This is a genomic window from Devosia sp. YR412, from assembly GCF_900110945.1.
GTDB lineage: Bacteria > Pseudomonadota > Alphaproteobacteria > Rhizobiales > Devosiaceae > Devosia.
The window spans coordinates 948,316-970,240 of the sequence record NZ_FOFL01000002.1 but is presented as its reverse complement, the minus strand read 5'-3'; the positions used below and the strand labels follow the sequence as shown (position 1 = coordinate 970,240).

The following is a 21,925-nucleotide window of genomic DNA, read 5'->3' as shown; positions in this document are numbered from 1 at the left end:
GAATAGGAAAACTTCGCTTAAACATCGCGCGATAGAATGCGACTCACAAGGCGCCAGGTGGCGACGGCCGGAGACCCCATGAAACGAATTCTGCTGGCAGAAGACGACAATGATATGCGTTCGTTCCTGACGCGTGCGCTCAAGAATGCCGGCTATGAGGTCGTTTCGTTCGACAATGGTCTATCGGCCTATGAGCGCTTGCGCGAGGAACCGTTCTCGCTGCTGCTGAGCGATATCGTGATGCCGGAAATGGACGGCATCGAGCTGGCGCGGCGGGCGACGGAGCTGGATCCGGATTTGAAGGTGATGTTCATCACCGGCTTTGCTGCGGTGGCGCTGAACCCAGATAGCGATGCGCCGAAGGATGCTTCGGTGTTGAGCAAGCCGTTCCATCTCAAGGACCTCGTGAATGAGGTCGAGCGGCTGTTGGCAGCCTGAGACCACACGCAAGCTCTACTGCGGCGGCCGCTTGACGCGGCCGTCTGCGCTTCCGGTGCTCACGTACTGGAGTACGCTCCGCTCCGGTTCTCGACGGCCACGCCAATCGACTCACCGCAGCGAGTTTTCGCATGGTCCCAGAGATCGAGACCCGCATCGGCAATTTCATTGATTTTAGACGGCCTTCACGGGAAACGAAGGCAATGGTGGGAGTAACAAGGATTGAACTTGTGACCCTTCGCGTGTGAAGCGAATGCTCTCCCGCTGAGCTATACTCCCGTCGCCGAAGCGAAAGTCTTAGAGAGATGGTGGGCGTAACAAGGATCGAACTTGTGACCCCCTCGATGTCAACGAGGTGCTCTCCCGCTGAGCTATACGCCCATCTCTCCGGGAAGGAAGAACCGCTAAGCCCTTCCAGTGGCGCGGATAGACCATAAAACCTTATTGAGGGTCAAGGGGGCAAATCGGGGTTTGTGGATATGTTGGCGGAGAAGGCCGCCAGCCTTACCACATGGTGGCTTTTGCCCGTTCCGGCCAGGCCCGGTCGTAGCTCTGGCCGCCGACTTCGTTGTTGGTCATCGATGCGAGGATTTCGCCGGGGGTGGGGAGGGATTTGGGGTCGAGGTGTTTGGCCGGGTTCCACAGTTCGCTGCGGACGATGGCGCGAGCGCATTGGAAATAGAGTTCATCGATCGCCATAACGATGACCGAGCGGGGCGCCTTGCCCTCGACGGCGAAGCTTTCGAGCAGGGCGGGGTCGATGCTGAGATGGGCGCGGCCATTGGCGCGGAAGGTGGTGCCGCTGCCGGGGAGCAGGAAAAGGAAGGCGCAGCGCGGGTCGCGGACGATGTTGCGCAGGGAATCAATGCGGTTGTTGCCGCGGCGGTCGGGCATCATCAGGGTCTGATCATCGTGGATGCGAACGAAGCCGGGCTGGTCGCCGCGCGGGGAGCAATCGATGCCTTCGGGGCCGACAGTGGCGAGGGCAGCGAAGGGCGAAGCTTCGACCAGGCGCCGATATTCGGGCGTCATGCGGGCGGTGACCTTTTCGGTCGAGGCGGCGCCGGGGGCGGGGGTGTAAAGGGCTTCGAGCTGCTCTATCGAGGTGACGATGGACATGGTTTTGCCGGACGTGATGGAACGGATCCTATGGGAAGCGTGTAACGCATCCTATATGTTGGACGAATGACAGTGCGACGAGACTTTAGTTTGTGGCGGTTCCTCACCGGAAGCGCCCGAAAGGAGCAAATGATGGACGCCCATGCTTTCAAGGTGACCCATACCGACGCCGAATGGCGCGCCAAGCTGACGCCGGAACAGTATCAGGTGATGCGCAACCACGGGACCGAGAGGCCCGGCTCCTGCGCGCTGCTCTATGAGACGCGCCAGGGCGTGTTTTCCTGCGCCGGCTGCGATACGCCGCTGTTTGAATCGACGCTGAAATTCGAGAGCGGCACCGGCTGGCCGAGCTTTAACGACCCGCTGCCGGGCTCGGTGGAGAATACCGAGGACCGCAGTTTCGGCATGGTGCGGACAGAATGCCATTGCGCGACGTGTGGCAGCCATTTGGGGCATGTGTTCCCCGATGGTCCGCCGCCCACCGGCTTGCGGTATTGCATTAATGGCGTGGCGTTGAACTTCAATCCTGCTGAATAAGACGAAGCCCCGGAGTGATCCGGGGCTTTTTGCTAGGGGACGCGGCGAAGAAGCGTCTTTGTCGGATACCCCCACCTAGCCTCCCCCTGATAGGGGGAGGAACAGATCCAGTTTTTGGCATGATGTTGCCCCGACCGCGGCCGGTTCCTCCCCCTTTTCAGGGGGAGGCTAGGTGGGGGTATTCTTGCTTACGTGCCGCGCGGTTTTGCGCGTGCTGTAGGTGCCGCCCTTGCCGGGTCATCCGGCCAGGGGTGGCGGGGGTAGCGGCCTTTGAGGTCTTTGGCGACGTCGGCCCAGGAGCCGGTCCAGAAACCGACGAGGTCGCGTGTGGTCTGGATCGGGCGGTGGGCCGGGGAGAGCAGCACCAGCAGCAGGCGGATGCGGCCGTGGGCGATGGTGGGGTGGCGGGTGAGGCCGAAGAGTTCCTGGACGCGGATCTCGATGGCCGGGCCTCCTTCGGCGGAATAATCGATCGGGACGGCATTGCCGGTCGGGGCGGTGAAGTGGCTGGGAAGCAGGGCCTCGATGTCCTGGCGGCGGGCATAGGGCAGCAAGAGATCGAGCGCGGTGCGCAGGTGGTCGCCGGTGATTTCACTCAGCTTGGTGAGGCCGAAGAGGGCGGGGGCGAGCCAGTCTGCGACGGTTGGGGCGAGGGCATCGGCGTTGAGGTCGGGCCAGTCGTCGCCCAAGGTGCCGCGCAGGAAATTGGCGCGGGCGCGCCAGGCCTTTTGCTCGCGGCTCCAGGGGAGAAGATCGAGGCCGCGGCGGGCGGCGGCTTCGGCGAGGATGTTGGCGGCGGCTTCGGGATCATCGACGGCGACGGGCTCGTCGGCGAGGCGCAAGGCATTGAGGCGGCGAATTTTTCGGGCGCGAACGCTCAGCGAGGGCTGGTCGAAGGCGAGGATTGTTTCGCTGGTGATCTTGTCGGCGAAAAGGGTTTCGAGGTCGGCGCGGTCAAGGGCGGCTGCGGCGCGGATGCGGCCGGTGGCGGCGGCGCCGGTGATGTCGGTGACGACGAGGAAGGGCGCCGATGCCAGCGCGTCGGTCTGCTCGAGACTGGCCTGGCGGCCATTGGCGAGGCGGAATTTTCCGCGGCCGGCGGATTGGGCGACGCGGTCCGGGAAGGCGCGAGCAAGGTGCAAGCCTGCAGGAAGATTGCCGCCGGTTTGTTTGCTGTTTGCTTGCGCCGCCCAGCGGCGGGCGAGGCTGCGAGCATCGTCGGCGCGCTTGGAGCGCTCGCTGCGGAAGCGATCGAGGCGGTGGGCGAGATCCACGCCGTCGCCGCCGAGGCCGCGCTCGGTGATGAGGACGGCCAGTTCGGCGGCAGTCAGGGCATCGTCATCGGCGGCTGCGGCGACGATCATATGGGCGAGGCGGGGATGCAGCGGGAGCTTCGCCAGCGCCTTGCCGTCGGGGGTGAGGCGGCCATTGGCGTCGAGCGCGTCGAGGCTTTTGAGCAGGGTTACCGCTTCGCTCCAGGCCGGGGCGGGTGGGGGATCGAGGAAGGACAAAGCCGCGGGATCGGTGACGCCCCAGGTGGCGAGGTCGAGGGCGAAGCCGGCGAGATCGGCGGCCAGGATTTCCGGCGTGTCGAAGGGGGCGAGGGCGGCGGTCTGGCCTTCATTCCACAGGCGGATGGCGACGCCGGGGCTGGTGCGGCCGGCGCGGCCGCGGCGCTGGTCGGCGCCGGCACGGGAGACGCGGGCGGTGGCCAGCGTGGTGAGGCCGGTGCCGGGCTCGTAGACCGGGATGCGGCGGAAGCCGCTGTCGACGACGATGCGGACGCCGTCGATGGTCAGCGAGGTTTCGGCGATCGAGGTGGCGAGCACCAGTTTGCGGCGGCCGGGCTCGGCGGGGCGGATGGCGCGATCCTGCTCGGCGGGGGTGAGCTGGCCGAAAAGGGGTGCTATGTCGGTATTGGGCGGGACGCGGGATGCGAGGCGTTCGGCGACGCGGGTGATTTCGCCCTGGCCGGGGAGGAAGACCAGGGCGGAGCCTTCATGCTCGCGCAAGGCGGCGAGGACGGCAGTGGCGACCTGGTCTTCGAGGCGCTGCAGGGGATCGGGCTCGCGGTGGAGGGTTTCGACCGGGAAGGCGCGGCCGAGGCTCTCGATGACGGGGGCGTTGTTCAACAGTTTTGCCACGCGGGCGCCGTCGATGGTGGCGGACATGACGAGGACGCGGAGGTCCGGTCGGAGGGCGGCGGCGTCCAGGGCGAGGGCCAGGCCGAGGTCGCCGTCGAGGCTGCGTTCGTGGAATTCGTCGAAGATCACGGCAGCGGTGCCGGTGAGCTCGGGATCGTCGAGCAGCATGCGGGTGAAGACGCCTTCGGTGACGATTTCGACGCGGGTCTTTGCCGAGACTTTGGAGTCCATGCGGACGCGGTAGCCAATGGTCTGGCCGACGTCTTCGCCGAGCAGGCGGGACATTTGCGTGGCGGCGGCGCGGGCGGCGAGGCGGCGCGGTTCAAGCATGATGATGCGCTGGTCGCCGCGCCAGGGGGCTTCGAGCAAAGCAAGGGGAACACGGGTGGTCTTGCCGGCGCCGGGCGGGGCGACGAGCACGGCGTAGGGGCCGGCAGCGAGTGCGGTACGCAGGGCCGGCAGGGCGTCGTCGATGGGTAGCGGCGGCAGTGAAAGCATTGCCGGTTCATGGCGGATCAGCGAGGGTAGGGCAATAGGCAGAGACAGGAGCAGGCCATGAGCACTATTCGCATCGGCAATGAACAGGTCTCGGTGGAGGTGTCGCCGCTGGGGTCGGAGATGCAGTCGATCGTGACCGCGGACGGGCAGAGCTGGCTGTGGAACGGCGATGCGGCCTTCTGGGGCGGGCGGTCGCCGGTGCTGTTTCCGATCGTCGGCAAGGCGCCGGAGGATCATGTCAGCGTGGATGGTGTGCGCTATCCGATGGGCCAGCATGGCTTTGCGCGGCGCAGCGAATTTGCGCTGGTCGGGCAGGGCGCGGATTTTTGCCGGTTCGAGCTCAAGTCCAGCCCGACGACACGGGCGATTTATCCGTTCGAGTTTTCGCTGGTGCTGGAGCATCGGGTCACTGGGCGCGCGGTCACGGTGACGGCGGAGGTCAGCAATATTGGCGACAGGCCGATGCCGTTCGGGATCGGGTTTCATCCGGCGTTTGTCTGGCCGCTGCCGGGCTGCGAGGGCATGGCGCATAGTCTGGTGCTGGATGAGGGCGGGGAGCCGGAGCTGGTGCGGCTGTCGGGTGGGCTGGTGGCGGCCCACAAGCTGCCGTCGCCGTTCAAGGCGGGGGCGCTGACGCTGGAGCATGGGCTGTTCGATGCCGATGCGATGATCTTTCCCGAGGGTGCTGGGGCCGGGGTGACCTATGGCGCGGCGAACCGGGCGGTGCATTTCACCTGGGAGAACCTGCCGAATTTTGCGGTGTGGTCGAAGAAGGATGCGCCGTTTGTGTGCCTCGAGCCGTGGCATGGCATGGCGGCTGAGGTTGGCGGCGGAGACGAGATTGCGGCGCGGCCGTATGGCGAGGTGCTGGGGCCTGGGGCGAGTGGGCGGTATTCGTTCAGGGTGGAGTTGATTGGGTAGGGCTTCCTGCGAAGAGGATACCCCCACCTAGCCTCCCCGTGACAAGGGGAGGAACAGATCGGGCTTGCGAACGCATACCCCCTTCCTGCTCGATGACGGACTTAGCGAAGAGCTAAGTCCTATCTCGCTTCCCTCCCCTCAAGGGGGAGGGTGGTCGACTGAGACATCAGCGCAGTCAAAGACTATTCCGCAGCCCCGCGGACATCTGCCATGGCATCCGGCCCATTGGGGTCGCCGGCGGCGGTTTCGGCGCTGAGGTCGGGGAAGGCGACGACGCGGTTTTGGCGGAAGTCGAGGCGGACCACCAGGAGACCACGTTCTTCGAACCAGGTGAGCAGGCGCCGGGCGCGGCTGGAGGAATGGGTGCCGTAGAGGCGGGCCAGGGTGGCGTCGGAGGGGCAGGGGGCACTGGTGAGGGCGGCTTGCGCCAGCACGAGGAAGACGCCCTGGACGTCTTCGGTGAGGGTTTCCGACATGGTGAGGGCCTGCTGCCAGCCGTCGGACTGGGCGACTTCCTTGTCGGGAGCGACGCGGGCGACGGCGAGGCGGCGTTTAAAGGCAGGTAGCGCTGGCGGCTCGCCGGGGACGCGGCGGATGCGGCAGCGGACCAGGAAATCCTGATAGAGCACGGCGACGGTGCGGAAGCTGGCGTCGGGATCGCCGAGAAGCTCGGCCATGATGGCGTCGATCTGGGCGTCGCGCTCGGCTTCGTCGATCTCGGGGAAGAGCGTGACGGGGGCTTCCTCGGCCGGCGGGCGGGCGCGGCTGAGCTGGGCCAAAAGGTCATTGGTCGAGGGCGGCGGCGGCGCGGGGGCGCGACGGACGACGGGGCGGATGGCCTCGTCGGGATCGGCGGTGAAGATCAGATCGGCGGCGTCGACCGGGGCTTCGAAGGGGGTGAGCTTCGGGCTGGTGGAGCGGGCCGAGGTTTCGACCGCGCCAATGGTGACCGGCAGGGGGCGGCGCGAAATGGCCGGGCCCAGCGCGATGAAATGGCCACGGGCCAGGTCGCGGAACTGTTCGGCAGTGCGCTTTTCCATGCCGAGGAGATCGGCGGCGCGGGCCATGTCGATATCGAGAAAAGTGCGACCCATCAGGAAGTTGGAGGCTTCGGCAGCAACGTTCTTGGCGAGTTTGGCCAGGCGCTGGGTGGCGATGACGCCGGCGAGGCCACGCTTGCGGCCGCGGCACATCAGATTGGTCATGGCGCCGAGCGAGAGTTTTCGGGCTTCGTCGGACACTTCGCCGGCCGCGGCGGGGGCAAACAGCTGGGCTTCGTCGACGACGACAAGGACGGGATACCAGAAGTCGCGATCGGCATCGAACATGCCGCCGAGGAAGGCGGCGGCAGCGCGCATCTGCTGCTCGACGTCGAGGCCTTCGAGATTGAGCACGACGGAGACGCGGTGCTGGCGGACGCGGGCGGCGATGCGGGTCAGCTCAGCCTCGGTGCGGGTGGCATCGACAACGGTGTGGCCGAACTTTTCCGACAGGGTGGTGAAATCGCCCTCGGGGTCGATGATGCATTGCTGCACCCAGGGGGCGGATTGTTCGAGCAGACGGCGCAGGAGATGCGACTTGCCGGAGCCCGAATTGCCCTGGACGAGCAGGCGGGTGGCGAGGAGCTCTTCGAGATCGAGCGTCGCGGGCGCGGCGCCCGTCGTTGCGCCCATGTCGATTGCTACCTTCATCAAGTCTCCGGATCGGCGGGAAGCGTCCCGGTCGATCGGGAGTCACGCGAGGGGTCGAGTTGGTTAGCCGACTGTTAGCACCGACGCAGGCGATTCGGGGAAATCGGGTGTGGGGAAGTCACAGAGTTGAACGCGGACGCGTGGTGTTTGGATAACCTGCCGGGTTGCAACAAAAAAAGTGATGATCAGGCGTCATTGATTTGCAAGATTCCAATTGCCAGAACAACGCCAGGCCGATTACTTGCTCGGCGGGGTATTTTTGAAGACTGAGGGAATGATGAGGAAGTTTTCGGCCGCGCTGTCGCTGGCGCTATTGGTTGCCGGGGTCTCGGGCGCTCAGGCGCTGGATCGCCGGGTGCAGATCGTCAATGAATCGTCCTATGACATCCGCGAATTCTACGCGTCGAACACGGGCAGCAAGTCGTGGGAAGAAGATATCCTCGGCAAGCACATCCTGCCGGCCGGCGGTACTGTGACGATCAATATCGATGATGGCAGCGGCTACTGCAAATATGACTTCAAGGCGGTCTTCGAAGACGGCGACACGGTGGAGTCAGGCGACAACAATGTCTGCGAATTGTCGGTGTTCCGTTTCACCAACTGAGACTGTGGCAGTGTCGATTTGAGCGGCGCCTGGACCCAGCGGTCCGGGCGCCGTTTTGGTTCACAGGTCGCGCAGCAGGCGGGCCGGGCGGGCCGAGGCGGCGCGGAGGATGGTGAGCGAGCCCAGCAAGGCCGTGATCAGCACAGCGGTGCAGAGGACGACGCCGAGGACGCGGGTGTTGAGGGTGAAATCGACGTTGAGCATGACCATGCTGACCAGCCAGCCGACACCGACGCCGAGCACGGTGGCGGGGATGGCGGCGAGGAGGGCGAGGATCAGGTATTGCAGGAAGGCGGTGAACAGCAGGGTGCGGCGGGTGCCGCCGAGGACCTTGTTGATCACGGTATCGGCTTCGCGCTGGCGGCGGCCGGTGGAGAGGCTGCCGATCAGCACGAGCAGGCCGTTGCCGACGGCGAGGCCGCCGACCAGGGCCGAGGCGAAGGAGAGCTGGGCCAAGGCGTCGGTAATCTGCTTGAGCGTATCGCCGATGGCGATGAAGCGGATATCGGGCAGGTCGGCGGCGAGCTGGCGCTTGACCACTTCTTCCTGGCCGGGGACGGCGGTGACGGCGGCAAAGAGGGTGGTGGGATAGGTGTCGATGACGCCGGGCGAGAAGGTGGCGAGGAAGTCGATGCCGCCCTGCCAGGAGTAATCGCGGAAACTGGCGACGGTGACGGTGACGGGATCGCCGAAGATTTCGAAGGTCAGCGTATCGCCCAGATTGACGCCAAGGCCGGAGCGCAGGCTCTGGTGCAGCGAAACGAGGCCGGGACCGGAATAATCGGCGGGCCACCATTCACCAGCGGTGACGCGGGAGGAGGCGGGGAGTTCGCTGCGGAACGTCAGCGGGACTTCGCCAGCGAGGAGGAAAGTGGCCTCAGGGCCGCGCGTATTGACGTCGGCAACGGGCTGGCCGGCAATTTCAGTGAGCAGGCCGCGCAGCATGGGCGTCGAGACGAAGCGGGCGATATTGCCGCCGTCCATGGTTTCGAGCGTTTCGACCTCGTCGGGGAAGAGGTCGGAGGCGACGAGGGTAGGGGCGTCGAAGGCCGAGGCGCCGAGGAATTCCTGGCGCATATTGGCCTGAAGGACCAGCACGACGATGAGCATGGCCAGCGCCATGCCGGCGGAGACGACGACCGAGGCGGCATTCTGGCCAGAACCGGAAATGGCACGCAGGGCGTGGCGCAGATGCAGCTGGCGCGGCTGGGGCAGACGGGTCAGCGCCCATTGCACGGCGCGGATGAAGAGCTCGAAGATCACCGCGGCGGCGGCACTGGCGAGGCCAAAGGCGGCGACGAGCTGCCAATCGCCGGTCATCAGCCAGGCGAGGACAAAGAAGGCAATGCCGGCGGCGAGTAGGGGGAGAACCTGAAATGACAGGAGCAGGCCGCGCCAGTCGATGGGCGCGGCGGCGAGACCCTTGGAGCGGAACAGCAGCACGGGGCGGATGGCCTGGGCCTGTTGCAGCGGCAGATAGGCGAAGGCAAAGGCGGTGACGAGGCCGGCACCGGCCGCGACCAGCAGAGGCTGGAGGTGGAGCGTGGGCACGAGGTCGATGCCGACGGCCTGGCCGACATAGGGCAGCAGCAGGAAAGCACCGCCGCCGCCGATGAGCAGACCGATGCCGACGCCGACGGCGGCAAGGGTGGCGACCTGGGCGAAGAAGTGGATGAAGATGCGGGACCGGCCGGCGCCCATGGCGCGCAGCACGGCGATGACGCTGGCGCGTTCGGCGATATAGGCCTGCATGCCGGTCCAGACCGAGACGCCGCCGATCAGCAGCGAGCCGAGGCCGACAATGACGAGGAAGCGCATGAAGAGATCGTAGTAGCGCACCATCTGGCCGAGACCGTCGCGAGCCGAGCGGATGGTCCAGCCGGAATTGGCGAAGGCGTCATCGAGCGCGAGGCGGGCGGCATCGGCGTCGTCACCATTGAGCAGGATCTTGTAGCGCGACCAGGTGCCAAGGCCGGGCAGGGGCGAGGAGCGGTCGGAAACGCCGGAAAAGCCCTCGTCGGAGATCAGCGTGGTGAGGCCGAGGCGGAAGCCACGCACGGCGGAGTCGGGCAGGCGGGAGAGAATGCCGCGCGCCTCGAATTCGGTGCCGCCGAGGGCGAAGCTGTCGCCGATCTGGATCTGCAGCTGGTCGAGCAGCAGGCCATCGACCAGGGCGCCGGGCATGCCGTCGCGGACGGCGAGCAGATCGGCGAGGGTGGTGTTGCCGGTCAGTTGCGGGCTGATGACATTGCCGAGCAGGGGATAGCTGGGGCCGACCACCGCAAGGTCGATGAAGGCATCGGCGCTGGCGGATTCGCCGCGCACATTGGTGTCCACGGTATCGGTGACGCGGCCGAAGGTCTCCATAGTGGCCAGTTCGTCGGGGGTGGCGGGGCGATCGGCGCGGGAAAGTTCGAGATCGCCGCCCATCAGTTCGGCGGCGCCGGAATCGATGGCGCGGGTAATGCTGGCGCCGACCGAATTGACGCCGGCGATCAGCGCAGTGCCGACAGCGAGGCAGACGACCAGCAGGACGAAGCGGCGCAGGTCGCCGCGCATGTCGAGCAGGCCAATGCGGATGGCGGCCAGGACCTCATGCATGGACGGGGGCCGTGGTTTCGACCAGCTCGCCCGCCGTCATGGTGAAGACGCGATCGGCGCGGGTGGCGAGAAGGGGATCGTGGGTAATCAGGACGACGGCGGTATTCTGCTTGCGGGCAAGGTCGAACATCAGGTCGACGACGACGGCGCCGGTGGTCTGGTCGAGATTGCCGGTGGGCTCGTCGGCCAGCAGCAGCGGCGGATTGGCGACCATGGCGCGGGCGAGACCGACGCGCTGCTGTTCGCCACCGGAAAGGGCCGAGGGGCGATGATCGAGCCGGGCGCCAAGGCCTACGGCTTCGAGGGCTTGGGCGGCGCGCTCGCGGACTTGTGACATGGAGAGTTGCGGCTGGGCGATTTCGAGCGCCAGCCCGACATTGTCCTGCGCCGTCAGCGAGGGAATAAGGTGGAAGCTCTGGAAGACGATGCCCATGGTCTTGCGGCGGAAGCGGGCCAGTTCGTCCTCGTCGAGGCTATCGAGCTTTGCCGAATTGACGGTGACGGAGCCGCTGGTGGCGCGTTCGAGACCGGCCAGGAGCATCAGCAGGGAGGTCTTGCCGCTGCCCGAGGGGCCGACGATGGCCACCACTTCGGCGGGGGCCACCTGAAGGGAAACGGATCGCAAAATGTGGAGCGGTCGTCCGGCGATTTCGAGGCTATAGGTCACATCGCGTGCGTCGATGATCGGTGTCGTAGAAGTGTTCACCAGAACCGTTTCCATCTTGATACGTTCATGTCGGGAATGCCCGAGCGGACCGACAGGTTCATTCTTAGCATCGGGCGCTAGCAAATTCGTAACAATGGGAACAGATGTGTCAGATTTTCACGTGCTTCGAAATCTCCCCACTGGCCGAGCTGGCCAGAATCTGATGTTTCAAGAGACAGGGGGACTTCGCTGATGACCATGCGTTCCAAATTTGCTGCCAAGATTGTTGCAATGACTGTGGCGCTGCCGATGCTGGCGATGAGCCCGATTGCCGCATCGGCGGCCGAGGCCGAGCTGGCGTTGCTGGGCTCTTATGTCGGCAGCTGGCGGGGCGAAGGCGCGCTGACCGGCGGTGGCCGCAATGAGCCATTCCGCTGCCGGCTGACGGTGGCGACGGGCAACCAGGGCAAGATTAACTATTCGGGCCGCTGCACGCTGGTCAATGCGACGCTGTCGATCAGCGGCACCATCGCCTATAACGATGCGACCCAGCAGTATGAAGCGGCGATGAGCTCCAATGCGGGCTATACCGGGCTTGCCGTGGGCCAGCAAAATCAGGGCCGCATCAGCTTCGACCTCAAGGAACGCCAGAAGGACCGTACCGGCAGCGATGTGCGGATCGGCTCCAAGATTTTGCTGGAAGGCAATGACAGCATCACGGTGGATTTCGAGGTGGAGTTCAATGATTCCGGCGAAGTTCTGACGGCGAGTGTGCCGTTTAGTCAGTAGGGATTTGACGTGAAGAAGAAAGGCCGCCCGGTGGGGCGGCCTTTTTGTTTGGGGGGCGACGACTCTTCCGGCCGCTAAAACCGCACCAGCGTCTTCACATCCACCGGCAAACCGGTGGCGAAGGACTGGTTGGCGGCGATGCCGGTCAGGATCGACAGGGCGCCGTCGCGGTGGTTGGCGCCGTAGCCGGGCTTGGGCGTGGCGTTGCCGAAGATTTCTTCGAGCATGATCTTGTCGCCGCCGCCGTGGCCGCCTTCGCCATGTTCGACGGGGACGACGCGTGCCTCGCCATGCAGGGGGAAGTGGTAGAGCTTGACGCCCTTGGCGGAGCCTTCGGTGTCGGAGGTGGAGCCGGCGTTGATGTAGGAGGTCTCGTGCACGGTGAGCTCGAGGCGGCCGCCGGTGCCGTTGATGGCGACGTTGAAGCCTTCCCAGGGGGCATAGGCATAAAGCGAATAGGTCATCACAGCGCGGTTGCGATAGCGCACCATCACATTCATCGTATCTTCGATGGAAATGCCGTCGCCGAAGACATTCTGGTCACGCTGGTAGCCGTCTTCTTGTTCGGCATCCCAGTAGAGACCCTTCTGCGCCGGGCTGGCGGTGAGGTCGATGGCGAAGGGATCATCCTTGGCCGCCTCGACGCCGGTGGTGCGGGTATAGGGGGTGAAGACGCCGCGGCTTTCGGCATTGGCGCGGCCGTAGAATTTGAGGTCGCCCATGGCAAAGACCGTATCGGGCTGAGAGCCGAGCCAGAAATTGACGAGGTCGAAATGGTGGGTCGACTTGTGGACCATGAGGCCACCGGAATTGCGCTTGTCGCGGTGCCAGCGGCGGAAATAATCGGCGCCGTGGCGGGTATCGAGCAGCCATTCGAAATGCACCGAGGTGACGGTGCCGATGGCGCCCGAGGCGATCAGCTCGCGCAGGGCGGAATTATGCGGGGCATAGCGGTAGTTGAAGGTGACGCGGACATCGCGGCCGGTCCTCTCGACGGCGTCGAGAATGGCCTGGCACTTTTCGGGGTCGGTGGTCATCGGCTTTTCGGTGATGACGTCGCAACCCGCTTCGAGCGCGGCGATGATGAACTGGTGATGGGTGCGGTCGATCGAGGTGACGATGACGGTGTCGGGCTTGGTTTCGGCGAGCATCTTGCCGAAATCGGCCGACTTGTAAGTGGGGAGCGCCTTGCCGCCTAGTTCCTGCTCGATGACGCGATTGGTGTAGTCCATGCGGGTCTGGTTGGTGTCGCAGAGGGCAACGAGTTTTGACTGGTCGCGATGCGGACCGAGGATGGCTTCATAGAACATGCGGGCGCGGCCGCCGGTCCCCACAAGCGCGTAGGTCTTGGCCATTCGATTGTCTCCAGTCTCGATCCAGGCAAGGGTTGGCATCCCCGAACGGGGCTTGCATGGCATCTACCATACAAGATTGGAAAAGGGTATCGTTTGTTTGCAGCTGACGAGCGCGGCGCAGCCCATATTCCTGTGGAAGCGCAAAATCAGCGGGCGCGGCGGGCGGGGGATGGTCCCATGGTCGGATTGGAGAATCAGCGAAATGGGTGCCAGCGTGTCCGACATCGGGGAAGAAACCATGGCGCTGCGCGTGGTTGGCGCGCTGCGCGATGACATCGTCACCATGGCGCTCAAGCCGGGCGACGTGATTTCGGAAAGCGATATTGCCGGGCGCTATGGCGTGTCGCGGCAGCCAGTACGCGAGGCCTTCATCCGGCTGGCGCAGCAGGGGCTGCTGCTGATCCGGCCCAAGCGCGCTACGGTGGTGAAAAAGATTTCGCCGGAAGGCGTGCGGCAGAGCCGGTTCATCCGCGAGTCGATCGAGGTGGAAATCATCCGGAGGCTGGCGGGCAATGGCGGCGGGGAAGCCGGCCGCGTGCTGGGTGAGCTGATTGCCGAGCAGGAAGCGGCGTCGAGCGCCAATGACAGCCGGCGGTTTCATACGCTGGACGAGCTGTTTCATCGGACGCTGGCGCGGCTGACCGGCGTTGAATATGCGTGGCAGCTGATCGATGATCACAAGATGCAGCTGGACCGGGTGCGCTATCTGACGCTGGGCTCATCGTCGTCGCAGCTGGCGATCAGCGAGCACAAGGTGATCGTGGCCGCGGTGGTGGCGGCGGATGCGGCGGCAGCGGAAGCGGCGATGCGGGCGCATCTCGCCCGGGCCGAGGTACTATTAAGCCAGACCATCGCGGCGCACCCCGATTATTTTGAGTAGTTTTGGCTGAAACGCTGCGGGCGTGGTTTGCCGTGGATCGAGTGGCGCTTCCGGCCATTATCTCATTGCGCCTGCGCGTATTCGCGGCGCGCGTGACACAAGGATATGAGCGATGAAGACACGGCGGCTGGGCAAGACGGGTTATGACGTCAGCGAAATCGGGCTGGGCTGCTGGCAGCTGGGCGGGGATTTCGGCCCGGTGGGCGACGAGACGGCGAGCGAAATCCTCGATGCAGCGAACGATGCCGGCGTGACCTTCTGGGATACGGCCGATGTCTATGGCGGCGGGTTGAGCGAAAGCCGGATCGGCGCGCATGAGAAGGCCGCGGGCGTGCATGTGGCGACCAAGCTGGGGCGCGGCAGCGGGCTGTTTCCGGATAACTATTCCAAGGACGGCGTGCGGGCGAGCCTCGTGGCGTCTGCCGAACGGCTGGGCGTGGCTAGCCTCGACCTGGCGCAATTGCATTGCGTGCCGACGGAAGTTTTGCGCGACGGGCAGATCTTTGGCTGGATGGATGAGCTGAAGGCCGAGGGTCTGGTGCGGCATTGGGGCGCCAGCGTCGAGACCATCAAGGAGGGGCTGATCTGCCTCGAGCAGCCGGGCTGTGCGACGCTGCAGATCATCTTCAACCTGTTCCGCCAGGATGCGGCCAAGGCGCTGCTACCCAAGGCGGCGGAGCGCGATGTGGGGATCATCGTGCGGCTGCCGCTGGCGAGCGGACTGCTGAGCGGGAAATACGACAAGGCGACGCGCTTCGATGAAAGCGATCATCGGAGCTACAATGCCGACGGGCAGGCGTTTTCGGTGGGCGAGACGTTTTCGGGGATACCGTTCGAGCGGGGCGTCGAGCTGGTGGGCGAATTGCGCGGGCTGGCGCCGGAAGCGCTGCCGATGAGCCAGTTTGCGCTGCGCTGGATCCTGGATCATCCACAGGTAAGTACGATTATTGCCGGGGTGAGCAAGCCGGAGCAATTGGCGGACAATGTCGCGGCGAGCGGGCAGAAGAGCCTGTTTCCGGCGCTGATGGGACAGTTGTCGGAGTGGTATGAGAAGGATGTGAAGCCGGAGGTGCGGGGCGGGATCTGAGGCTTTGTCAGCGCGCCCCCTCATACCAAACCGAAATTCGCTTTAGCGAATTCGGTGTCCCTTGGGGCACCTTCTCCCTCGAGGGGAGAAGGGAAGTCTGTGGGTGGGGCGACTTCAGCGGCCCTGCCGTCAGGTTGATGGAGCAGCAAGCTCCACCTCACCCACAGCCGTCTCTTATCATGAAGAGAGTAGAGGCTAACCAGCGCGGCGGGTGGGTTTTTTTCCTGCGCTACCGACCTCTTTCTCCTCGGCGGCCTGATGCGCCCTCACATAGGCCTTGAGCACGTCCTGCATACGGGTAATGTGGCCTTTGCCCTGACGTTTGAAGAAGAAGAAAACATCGGTATCGAGCTTGAGATGAACCGAAGTCTTGCCTTGGGGATCGACCCAGACGGCATTCTTCCAGAATTCGTCACCCAGCTCGGGGCCTTCGGGTGCATTGGGGTTATGGTAGATTTCACCCCTGTCTTTCATCGCCCGTATTTCGGCGAGAGTAGCGCGCTTGATATTTTCTTCGGTCACGTTGGCCACCTTTCCAGGCAGAAATTAGCCGTGTGATGCCGTTCCGATCCGTGTGGATGACGACATAGCACTCCGTTTCGACGAAGCCGGTCGACCTGTACCGGGCCTCACCATAATCGAACCGATCGTCTGGCTCGGTGAGAACCCATTGCTCGAAAATCAGCACTGCGTCGAGCAGGTCGACGTCATGCTTCTCGATATTGGTTCGCCGCTTGTGCTCGTCCCACTCGTAGTCCATGTGCCCCCACACACAGCCAAGAGACCAAAAGTGTACATGATATATGTACACTTTGTCAAACCAACAGCGTGCCTCTAGCTTATCGCGATTTTGATCCTTACCTTGTGGATCAATAGATTAGTCCAGCCGAGTAGCTTCATGTCCCATCCTGCCTTTGAACTGATCCGTGACGAACATATCGCGGAGGTGAATTCTCAGGCGCAGTTGTTCCGGCACATAAAGACCGGGGCGGAGGTGCTGAGCCTCGTCAATGACGACGAGAACAAGGTGTTCGGCATTACCTTCAAGACGCCGCCCGAGGATTCGACCGGTATTGCGCATATTCTTGAGCATTCGGTGCTGTGCGGGAGCCGGAAATATCCGGTCAAGAAGCCCTTTGTGGAGCTGATCAAGGGCTCGCTCAACACCTTCCTCAATGCCATGACTTTTCCGGACAAGACGGCCTATCCGGTGGCCAGCCAGAACCTCAAGGACTTCTACAATCTCGTCGATGTGTATCTCGACGCGGTGTTTTTCCCGCTGATCACCGAAGATACGTTCCGGCAGGAAGGCTGGCATTACGAGCTGGAAGATACGGCGTCGCCGCTGGTCTACAAGGGCGTGGTGTTCAACGAGATGAAGGGCGTGTTTTCATCGCCCGACGCGGTGATGCGCGATATTGCGCAGCGCTCGCTTTATCCGGACGTGACCTATGGCAAAAGCTCGGGCGGTGACCCGAAGGCCATTCCGGAACTGACCTACCAGCAGTTCAAAAGCTTCCACCAGACCTTCTATCACCCGAGCAATACACGGGCGTTTTTCTCCGGCGATGACAATGCGGCCGAGCGGCTGGATATTCTCGATGCCTATTTCAGCCAGTTCGAGCGGGCGCCGGTCGATGCGGAGGTGAAGCTGCAGCCGCGCTTCAACGCGCCACGTTCGATCGTCGCGACCTATGCCGGCACCAGGGATGAGGGCAAGGCGCGCGACGGGATGATTTCGGTCAACTGGATGATCGACCCGCCGGCCGACCGGACCGAAGCGCTGAGCCATGGCATGCTGAGCTATCTGCTGGCGGGCAATCCGGCGGCGCCGCTGCGCAAGGCGCTGACCGAGAGCGGCTTGGGCGAGGGCATGACCGGTGGCGGTATCGGCTCGGGCCTGCGGCAGCCGATGGCGAGCTTTGGCATGAAGGGGATCGACCCGGCCGATGCGGACAAGGTCGAGGCGCTGATCCTGTCCGAGCTGGGCAAGATTGCCGAAGCGGGCTTTGCTGCCGATCAGATCGAGGCGACGATCAATACATTCGAGTTTTCGCTGCGCGAGAACAATACCGGCGGCTACCCGCGCGGCATGGTCTATATGTTCAATGCGCTGGGGACCTGGCTGCATGAGGGCGATCCGCTGGCGGCGCTGCATTTCGAAGAGGCGCTGACGGCGCTCAAGGAGAAAGCTGCCAAGGGGCATTTCGAGAGCGAAATCCGCCGGCTGTTCATCGACAACATGCATCGCACCACGGTGACGCTGAGCGCCGATCCAGAACAGGGCAAGCGCGAGGCCGACAAGGAAGCAGAAATCCTGGCGGGTGTGCGCGCAACGCTGGATGAGGCGGCGCTGGAAGCGACGGTTGCCGAAACGGCAAAGCTCAAGGCGCTGCAGGAAGAGGTGGACGATCCGGCGCTGCTGGCGAAGATTCCGACGCTGACACTGGCGGATTTGCCCAAGGAGTCGCGTCAGACGCCGATCGAAGTCGGCCGGCTGGGCGATGCGCGGCTGTTCTATCATGACCTGCCGACGCTGGGGATACTCTACCTCGATTTCGGCTTCGACCTGCATGTGCTGGACAAGGAGTTGCTGCCCTATCTGCCGCTGTTTGGCCGGGCGCTGCTGCAGACCGGGACAAGCAAGGAAGATTTCGTCTCGCTGACGCAGCGCATCGGGCGCTCGACCGGCGGCATTGCGCAGCACCGGGCCCTGTCGGCGCGGCACGGCAGCGATGGCAGTGCGGCGTGGTTCTTCCTCTCGGGCAAGGCAGTGCCGGACAAGATCGAAGAAATGCTTGATATCATGGGCGATGTGCTGCTCGACGCGCGGCTGGATAATCGCGAACGCTTCAAGCAGATGGCGCTGGAGGAGAAGGCGGGCTTTGAGGCGCGGCTGGTGCCGAGCGGCAATGCCATTGTCGATACGCGGCTGAAGTCGGGCCTGACCGAGGCAAGCTGGATTGCCGAGCAATTGGGCGGCGTCAGCTATCTGCAGTTTATCCGTGACTTGGTGAAGCGGGTGGATAGCGACTGGGATGGCGTTGCGGCGGCGCTGCTGCGCATTCGCGACACGCTGTTCAACCGCGGGCGCATGGTGGTCAATGTCACGGCCGATGGCGCTTTGTGGGAACGGGCCAAGGGCGAGATCGAGAGCTTCCTCACCCGCCTGCCGAATGGCGATTTTGCCTTTGCCGACTGGGCGGTGGATTTCCGTCCGAAGTCGGAAGGGCTGATCATTCCGGCGCAGGTCAATTATGTTGGCAAAGGCGCCAATCTGCGGGCGCTGGGTTTTGATCTGACCGGGGCTTCGGCGGTGGTGCTGAAATTCCTCAACACGACCTATCTCTGGGACAAGGTGCGCGTGCAGGGCGGGGCCTATGGCGGGTCGAGCCGGTTCGACCTGACCTCGGGCAATTTTTCCTTCCTTTCCTATCGCGATCCCAACCTGCTGAAGACGCTGGATGCCTATGACGGGGCGAGCAAGGCGCTGAATGCCGGGATTGGCGAGAATGATCTGACGCGCTCGATCATCGGGGTGATCGGCGATGTGGACGGTTATGAATTCCCCGATGCCAAGGGCTATTCGTCGATGTGGCGGCAGCTGACCGGCATGACCGATGCTCTGCGCCAGCAGCGGCGCGACGAAATCCTTGGCACCACCGGCGCCGACTTCAAGCGCATGGCGGATGCGGTGGATGCCGTGGCGCGGCATGGGCATGTGGTGGTGCTGGGCGGGGAAGCGGCGATTACGGCAGCGAATGAGCAACGGCCGGGATTGCTGGATGTGACGAAGGTCATGTGAGGCATCTGCTGACAGAGGCTGACGCGGCCCAAAGCTAGTTTTGCTCCAGCAAAGGGGGCGGCTGAACCGCCGTCCCCTTTGTTGCGTTAGGAGTGCCATGGCCACACCTGTTCTCGACCGCAATCTGCATATCCGCGCTATCGACGCTTACATCGATCCGAGCGTGCCGCGGGAGCGGGCGATTATTACGCATGGGCATGCCGATCATGCGCGAAGCGGGCATGGGGCGGTGTTGGCGACGCCGGACACCATCGCCATCATGAAGGTGCGTTATGGCGAGGATTGCGCGGGCAAGTTCGAGCCGCTGGATTTTGGCGTGCCGCTGCACATTGACGATGTGACGATCACGTTGTTTCCGGCTGGGCATGTGCTGGGATCGGCGCAGGTGCTGGTGGAGCATCGCGGCCAGCGGGTGGTCGTGACGGGTGATTACAAGCGTCTGCCGGATCGGACGTCGCAGCCCTATGAACTGGTGGAATGTGACCTGCTGGTCACCGAGGCGACGTTTGGGCTGCCGGTGTTTCAGCATCCGCATCCGAATCTGGAAATTGCGCGGCTGCTGAGATCGGTGGCGGACCAGCCGGAACGGAGCCATCTGGTCGGGTCTTATGCGCTGGGCAAGGCGCAAAGGGTGATCGGGCTGTTGCGGGATGCCGGGTGGGATGCGCCGATATATCTGCATGGCGCGATGATCCGGCTGTGCGAATTGTATGAAGAGCTGGGCGTCGAGCTGGGGGATCTGCGGCCGGCGACCGGGACGGTCAAGGCGGAGATGGCGGGGCAGATCGTGATTGCGCCGCCGTCGGCCATTCGTGACCGTTGGAGCCGGCGCTTTCCCGATCCGGTGGTGTGCCAAGCTTCGGGCTGGATGAGCGTCAAGCAACGCGCAAGGCAGGCGCTGGTGGAATTGCCGCTGGTGATTTCGGACCACTGCGACTGGGGTGAGTTGCAGCAGACCGTGCATGAGACCAAGGCGAAAACCGTGTGGGTGACGCATGGGCGGGAGGATGCGCTGGTCTATTGGTGCCAGACGCAGGGGCTGCAGGCCGAGCCACTCAATATCCAGGGTTTTGAAGACGATGGCGGGGAGGGCGCGGACGCATGAAACGCTTTGCCCAATTACTGGAGCTGCTGGCGCTGACGCCGTCGCGGACGCGCAAGCTGGCGGCGCTGACGCAGTATTTTCGCGAGACGCCGGACCCGGACCGGGGCTATGCGCTGGCGGTTCTTACAGGGGCGCTGAGCTTCCGCAATGTGAAGCCGGCGCTGCTGAAAGACATCGTGCTGCGCGAGGTCGATCCGACGCTGTTTGCGATGAGCTATGACTATGTGGGGGACTTGGGCGAGACCATCGCGCTGATCTGGCCGCATCATGGGGAGCAGAGCGACCTGCCGTCGCTGACGCAGCTGATCGAGCTGTTCAACACGACCTCGAAGGCCGAATTGCCGAAGTTGATCGCGGCGCTGCTGACGCAGGCGGGGATCAATGAGCGCTGGGCGGTGGTGAAGCTGGCGACGGGGGCGCTGCGCATTGGCATTTCGGCGCGGCTGGCCAAGACGGCGCTGAGCGACATGAGCGGGGTGGAGCTGCAGGCGATCGAGGAGGTGTGGCATGGGTTGAAAGTGCCCTATCTCGATCTGTTTGCCTGGCTGGACGGCAGGGCGGGGCGGCCGGATGTCGACCAATCGGCGCGGTTTCATCCGCTGATGCTGAGCAATCCCATCGATGAGGAGAAGGACCTCGGCAAGTTCGCGCCGGAGGATTTTTCGGCGGAATGGAAATGGGACGGGATACGCGTGCAGCTGGTGCTGGGCGGGGGGACGGTGTCGCTGTTTTCGCGGACGGGCGATGATATTGCGCAGAGCTTTCCGGACATTGTGGAGAATGTCTCGGGCGTGGCGGTGCTGGATGGCGAGCTTCTAGTGGGCCGGGATTTCGAGGCGGGCTCGTTCAATGATTTGCAGCAGCGGTTGAACAAGAAGGTGGCGTCGGCAAAGCATCTCAAGGAGAGCCCTGCGTTTATCCGGGTCTATGACATGCTGTTTGATGGGCGCGACGATATCCGCACGCTGGAATGGACCGAGCGGCGCAAGCGGCTGGAGGCGTGGCTGGTGAAGAATCCGCAGACGCGGTTGGATATTTCGCCGATGCTGCCGTTTGCCGATTGGGATGATCTGGCGGCGCAGCGGCGGCAGGGGGCGGACGAGCATGGTCATGAGGGGGTGATGATCAAGCTGCGGACGTCGCCCTATGTGCCGGGGCGGCCGAAGGGCTATTGGTTCAAGTGGAAGCGCGATCCGAACGTGGTGGATGCGGTGCTGATGTATGCGCAGCGCGGGCATGGCAAGCGGAGTTCGTTTTATTCCGATTATACGTTCGGCGTGTGGAAGGGGAATGAGATCGTGCCGATCGGCAAGGCGTATTTTGGCTTCACCGACGAGGAGCTGAAGCTGCTCGACAAGTGGATCCGCGCCAATACGACGGCGGCGTTTGGTCCGGTGCGCGAGGTGAAGAAGGAACTGGTGTTCGAAGTGGCGTTCGACTCGGCGCAGGAGAGCACGCGGCACAAGTCGGGGGTGGCGCTGCGGTTCCCGCGGATCAGTAGGATACGATGGGACAAGCCGGCGAGCGAGGCTGCCACATTAACCGATATGGCTGTTTTTATTGGGGCCACGTAGTTTCAGTCGACACCCTCCCCCTTGCGGGGAGGGTCAGGGAGGGGGGCGGCTGGCCTGCATATCGGGGCTCTCCTGCCCCCACCCGGCTCGATCACGGAGTTAGCAAGTGCTAACTCCTATCTCGCTCTCCC

Annotated in this window: 18 protein-coding genes and 2 tRNA genes; 10 read left to right on the top strand and 10 right to left on the bottom strand. The window is 63.9% G+C overall.

Features of this window, described 5'->3' with window-relative positions:
• Positions 1-78: 78 nt before the first annotated feature.
• Complete coding sequence (locus BM045_RS11035) at positions 79-438, top strand: cell cycle two-component system response regulator CpdR (RefSeq protein ID WP_046139960.1); 360 nt, start codon at positions 79-81, stop codon at positions 436-438.
• 204 nt (positions 439-642) lie between these two features.
• Here the strand turns inward: BM045_RS11035 and BM045_RS11030 are convergent.
• The 3 genes from BM045_RS11030 to BM045_RS11020 all read right to left on the bottom strand — a co-directional run bounded on the left by BM045_RS11030 (position 643) and on the right by BM045_RS11020 (position 1,557).
• Positions 643-717: transfer RNA gene (locus BM045_RS11030), tRNA-Val, on the bottom strand.
• 27 nt (positions 718-744) lie between these two features.
• Positions 745-819, bottom strand: a tRNA-Val gene (locus BM045_RS11025).
• A gap of 123 nt (positions 820-942) precedes the next feature.
• Positions 943-1,557, bottom strand: coding sequence for a pyridoxamine 5'-phosphate oxidase family protein (locus BM045_RS11020; protein WP_092183067.1), 615 nt, complete (start codon positions 1,555-1,557; stop codon positions 943-945).
• 132 nt (positions 1,558-1,689) lie between these two features.
• Between BM045_RS11020 and msrB the strand changes: the two genes are divergently transcribed.
• Positions 1,690-2,094 (top strand): peptide-methionine (R)-S-oxide reductase MsrB, encoded by a 405-nt coding sequence (gene msrB, locus BM045_RS11015; RefSeq protein WP_092183065.1) that lies wholly within the window; start codon positions 1,690-1,692, stop codon positions 2,092-2,094.
• Between the two features lie 188 nt (positions 2,095-2,282).
• Here msrB and hrpB read toward each other — a convergent pair whose 3' ends face one another.
• Positions 2,283-4,736 carry an ATP-dependent helicase HrpB gene (gene hrpB / locus BM045_RS11010; RefSeq protein ID WP_092183063.1) on the bottom strand — a complete coding sequence of 818 codons (2,454 nt, stop codon included), beginning with the start codon at positions 4,734-4,736 and terminating at the stop codon, positions 2,283-2,285.
• A 57-nt stretch (positions 4,737-4,793) separates the two neighbouring features.
• Here hrpB and BM045_RS11005 point away from each other — a divergent pair, with 57 nt between their 5' ends.
• Complete coding sequence (locus BM045_RS11005; RefSeq protein WP_092183061.1) at positions 4,794-5,657, top strand: aldose 1-epimerase family protein; 864 nt, start codon at positions 4,794-4,796, stop codon at positions 5,655-5,657.
• Between the two features lie 182 nt (positions 5,658-5,839).
• On the opposite strand, the gene BM045_RS11000 is transcribed toward BM045_RS11005, so the two are convergent.
• On the bottom strand, positions 5,840-7,348 hold the full coding sequence (locus tag BM045_RS11000; protein ID WP_092183059.1) for a helicase HerA domain-containing protein: 1,509 nt from the start codon (positions 7,346-7,348) through the stop codon (positions 5,840-5,842).
• A 277-nt stretch (positions 7,349-7,625) separates the two neighbouring features.
• On the opposite strand from BM045_RS11000, the gene BM045_RS10995 reads away from it, so the two are divergent.
• A complete protein-coding gene (locus BM045_RS10995) occupies positions 7,626-7,952 on the top strand; it encodes a hypothetical protein (RefSeq protein ID WP_092183248.1) in 327 nt (108 codons plus the stop codon).
• A 60-nt stretch (positions 7,953-8,012) separates the two neighbouring features.
• On the opposite strand, the gene BM045_RS10990 is transcribed toward BM045_RS10995, so the two are convergent.
• The gene (locus BM045_RS10990; protein WP_092183057.1) at positions 8,013-10,553 is read right to left on the bottom strand and encodes an ABC transporter permease; all 2,541 of its coding nucleotides are present in this window, start codon (positions 10,551-10,553) and stop codon (positions 8,013-8,015) included.
• Positions 10,546-11,259, bottom strand: coding sequence for an ABC transporter ATP-binding protein (locus BM045_RS10985; protein WP_210185005.1), 714 nt, complete (start codon positions 11,257-11,259; stop codon positions 10,546-10,548). The genes BM045_RS10990 and BM045_RS10985 overlap by 8 nt, the downstream gene beginning before the upstream one ends.
• 192 nt (positions 11,260-11,451) lie before the next feature.
• On the opposite strand from BM045_RS10985, the gene BM045_RS10980 reads away from it, so the two are divergent.
• Positions 11,452-11,988, top strand: a complete 537-nt coding sequence (locus BM045_RS10980) for a heme-binding beta-barrel domain-containing protein (RefSeq protein WP_092183053.1) — start codon at positions 11,452-11,454, stop codon at positions 11,986-11,988.
• Between the two features lie 74 nt (positions 11,989-12,062).
• Here the strand turns inward: BM045_RS10980 and BM045_RS10975 are convergent, their stop codons facing one another.
• Positions 12,063-13,343 carry a Gfo/Idh/MocA family oxidoreductase gene (locus BM045_RS10975; RefSeq protein ID WP_092183051.1) on the bottom strand — a complete coding sequence of 427 codons (1,281 nt, stop codon included), beginning with the start codon at positions 13,341-13,343 and terminating at the stop codon, positions 12,063-12,065.
• A 202-nt stretch (positions 13,344-13,545) separates the two neighbouring features.
• On the opposite strand from BM045_RS10975, the gene BM045_RS10970 reads away from it, so the two are divergent.
• Entirely contained in the window at positions 13,546-14,223 is a 678-nt protein-coding gene (locus BM045_RS10970) for a GntR family transcriptional regulator (RefSeq protein ID WP_170848467.1), read from the top strand.
• A 112-nt stretch (positions 14,224-14,335) separates the two neighbouring features.
• Positions 14,336-15,310, top strand: a complete 975-nt coding sequence (locus tag BM045_RS10965) for an aldo/keto reductase (RefSeq protein WP_092183047.1) — start codon at positions 14,336-14,338, stop codon at positions 15,308-15,310.
• A gap of 195 nt (positions 15,311-15,505) precedes the next feature.
• On the opposite strand, the gene BM045_RS10960 is transcribed toward BM045_RS10965, so the two are convergent.
• Both BM045_RS10960 and BM045_RS10955 read right to left on the bottom strand, forming a co-directional pair.
• Positions 15,506-15,832 (bottom strand): BrnA antitoxin family protein, encoded by a 327-nt coding sequence (locus tag BM045_RS10960; protein WP_244522949.1) that lies wholly within the window; start codon positions 15,830-15,832, stop codon positions 15,506-15,508.
• Positions 15,768-16,070, bottom strand: coding sequence for a BrnT family toxin (locus BM045_RS10955; protein ID WP_092183045.1), 303 nt, complete (start codon positions 16,068-16,070; stop codon positions 15,768-15,770). Before BM045_RS10955 ends, BM045_RS10960 begins: the two co-directional genes overlap by 65 nt.
• 138 nt (positions 16,071-16,208) lie before the next feature.
• Here BM045_RS10955 and BM045_RS10950 point away from each other — a divergent pair, with 138 nt between their 5' ends.
• The 3 genes from BM045_RS10950 to BM045_RS10940 all read left to right on the top strand — a co-directional run bounded on the left by BM045_RS10950 (position 16,209) and on the right by BM045_RS10940 (position 21,794).
• Positions 16,209-19,115 (top strand): insulinase family protein, encoded by a 2,907-nt coding sequence (locus BM045_RS10950; RefSeq protein WP_092183043.1) that lies wholly within the window; start codon positions 16,209-16,211, stop codon positions 19,113-19,115.
• Positions 19,116-19,212: 97 nt separating this feature from the next.
• Positions 19,213-20,220, top strand: coding sequence for a ligase-associated DNA damage response exonuclease (locus tag BM045_RS10945; protein ID WP_092183040.1), 1,008 nt, complete (start codon positions 19,213-19,215; stop codon positions 20,218-20,220).
• Positions 20,217-21,794 carry a cisplatin damage response ATP-dependent DNA ligase gene (locus BM045_RS10940; RefSeq protein ID WP_092183038.1) on the top strand — a complete coding sequence of 526 codons (1,578 nt, stop codon included), beginning with the start codon at positions 20,217-20,219 and terminating at the stop codon, positions 21,792-21,794. Before BM045_RS10945 ends, BM045_RS10940 begins: the two co-directional genes overlap by 4 nt.
• Positions 21,795-21,925 lie beyond the last annotated feature (131 nt).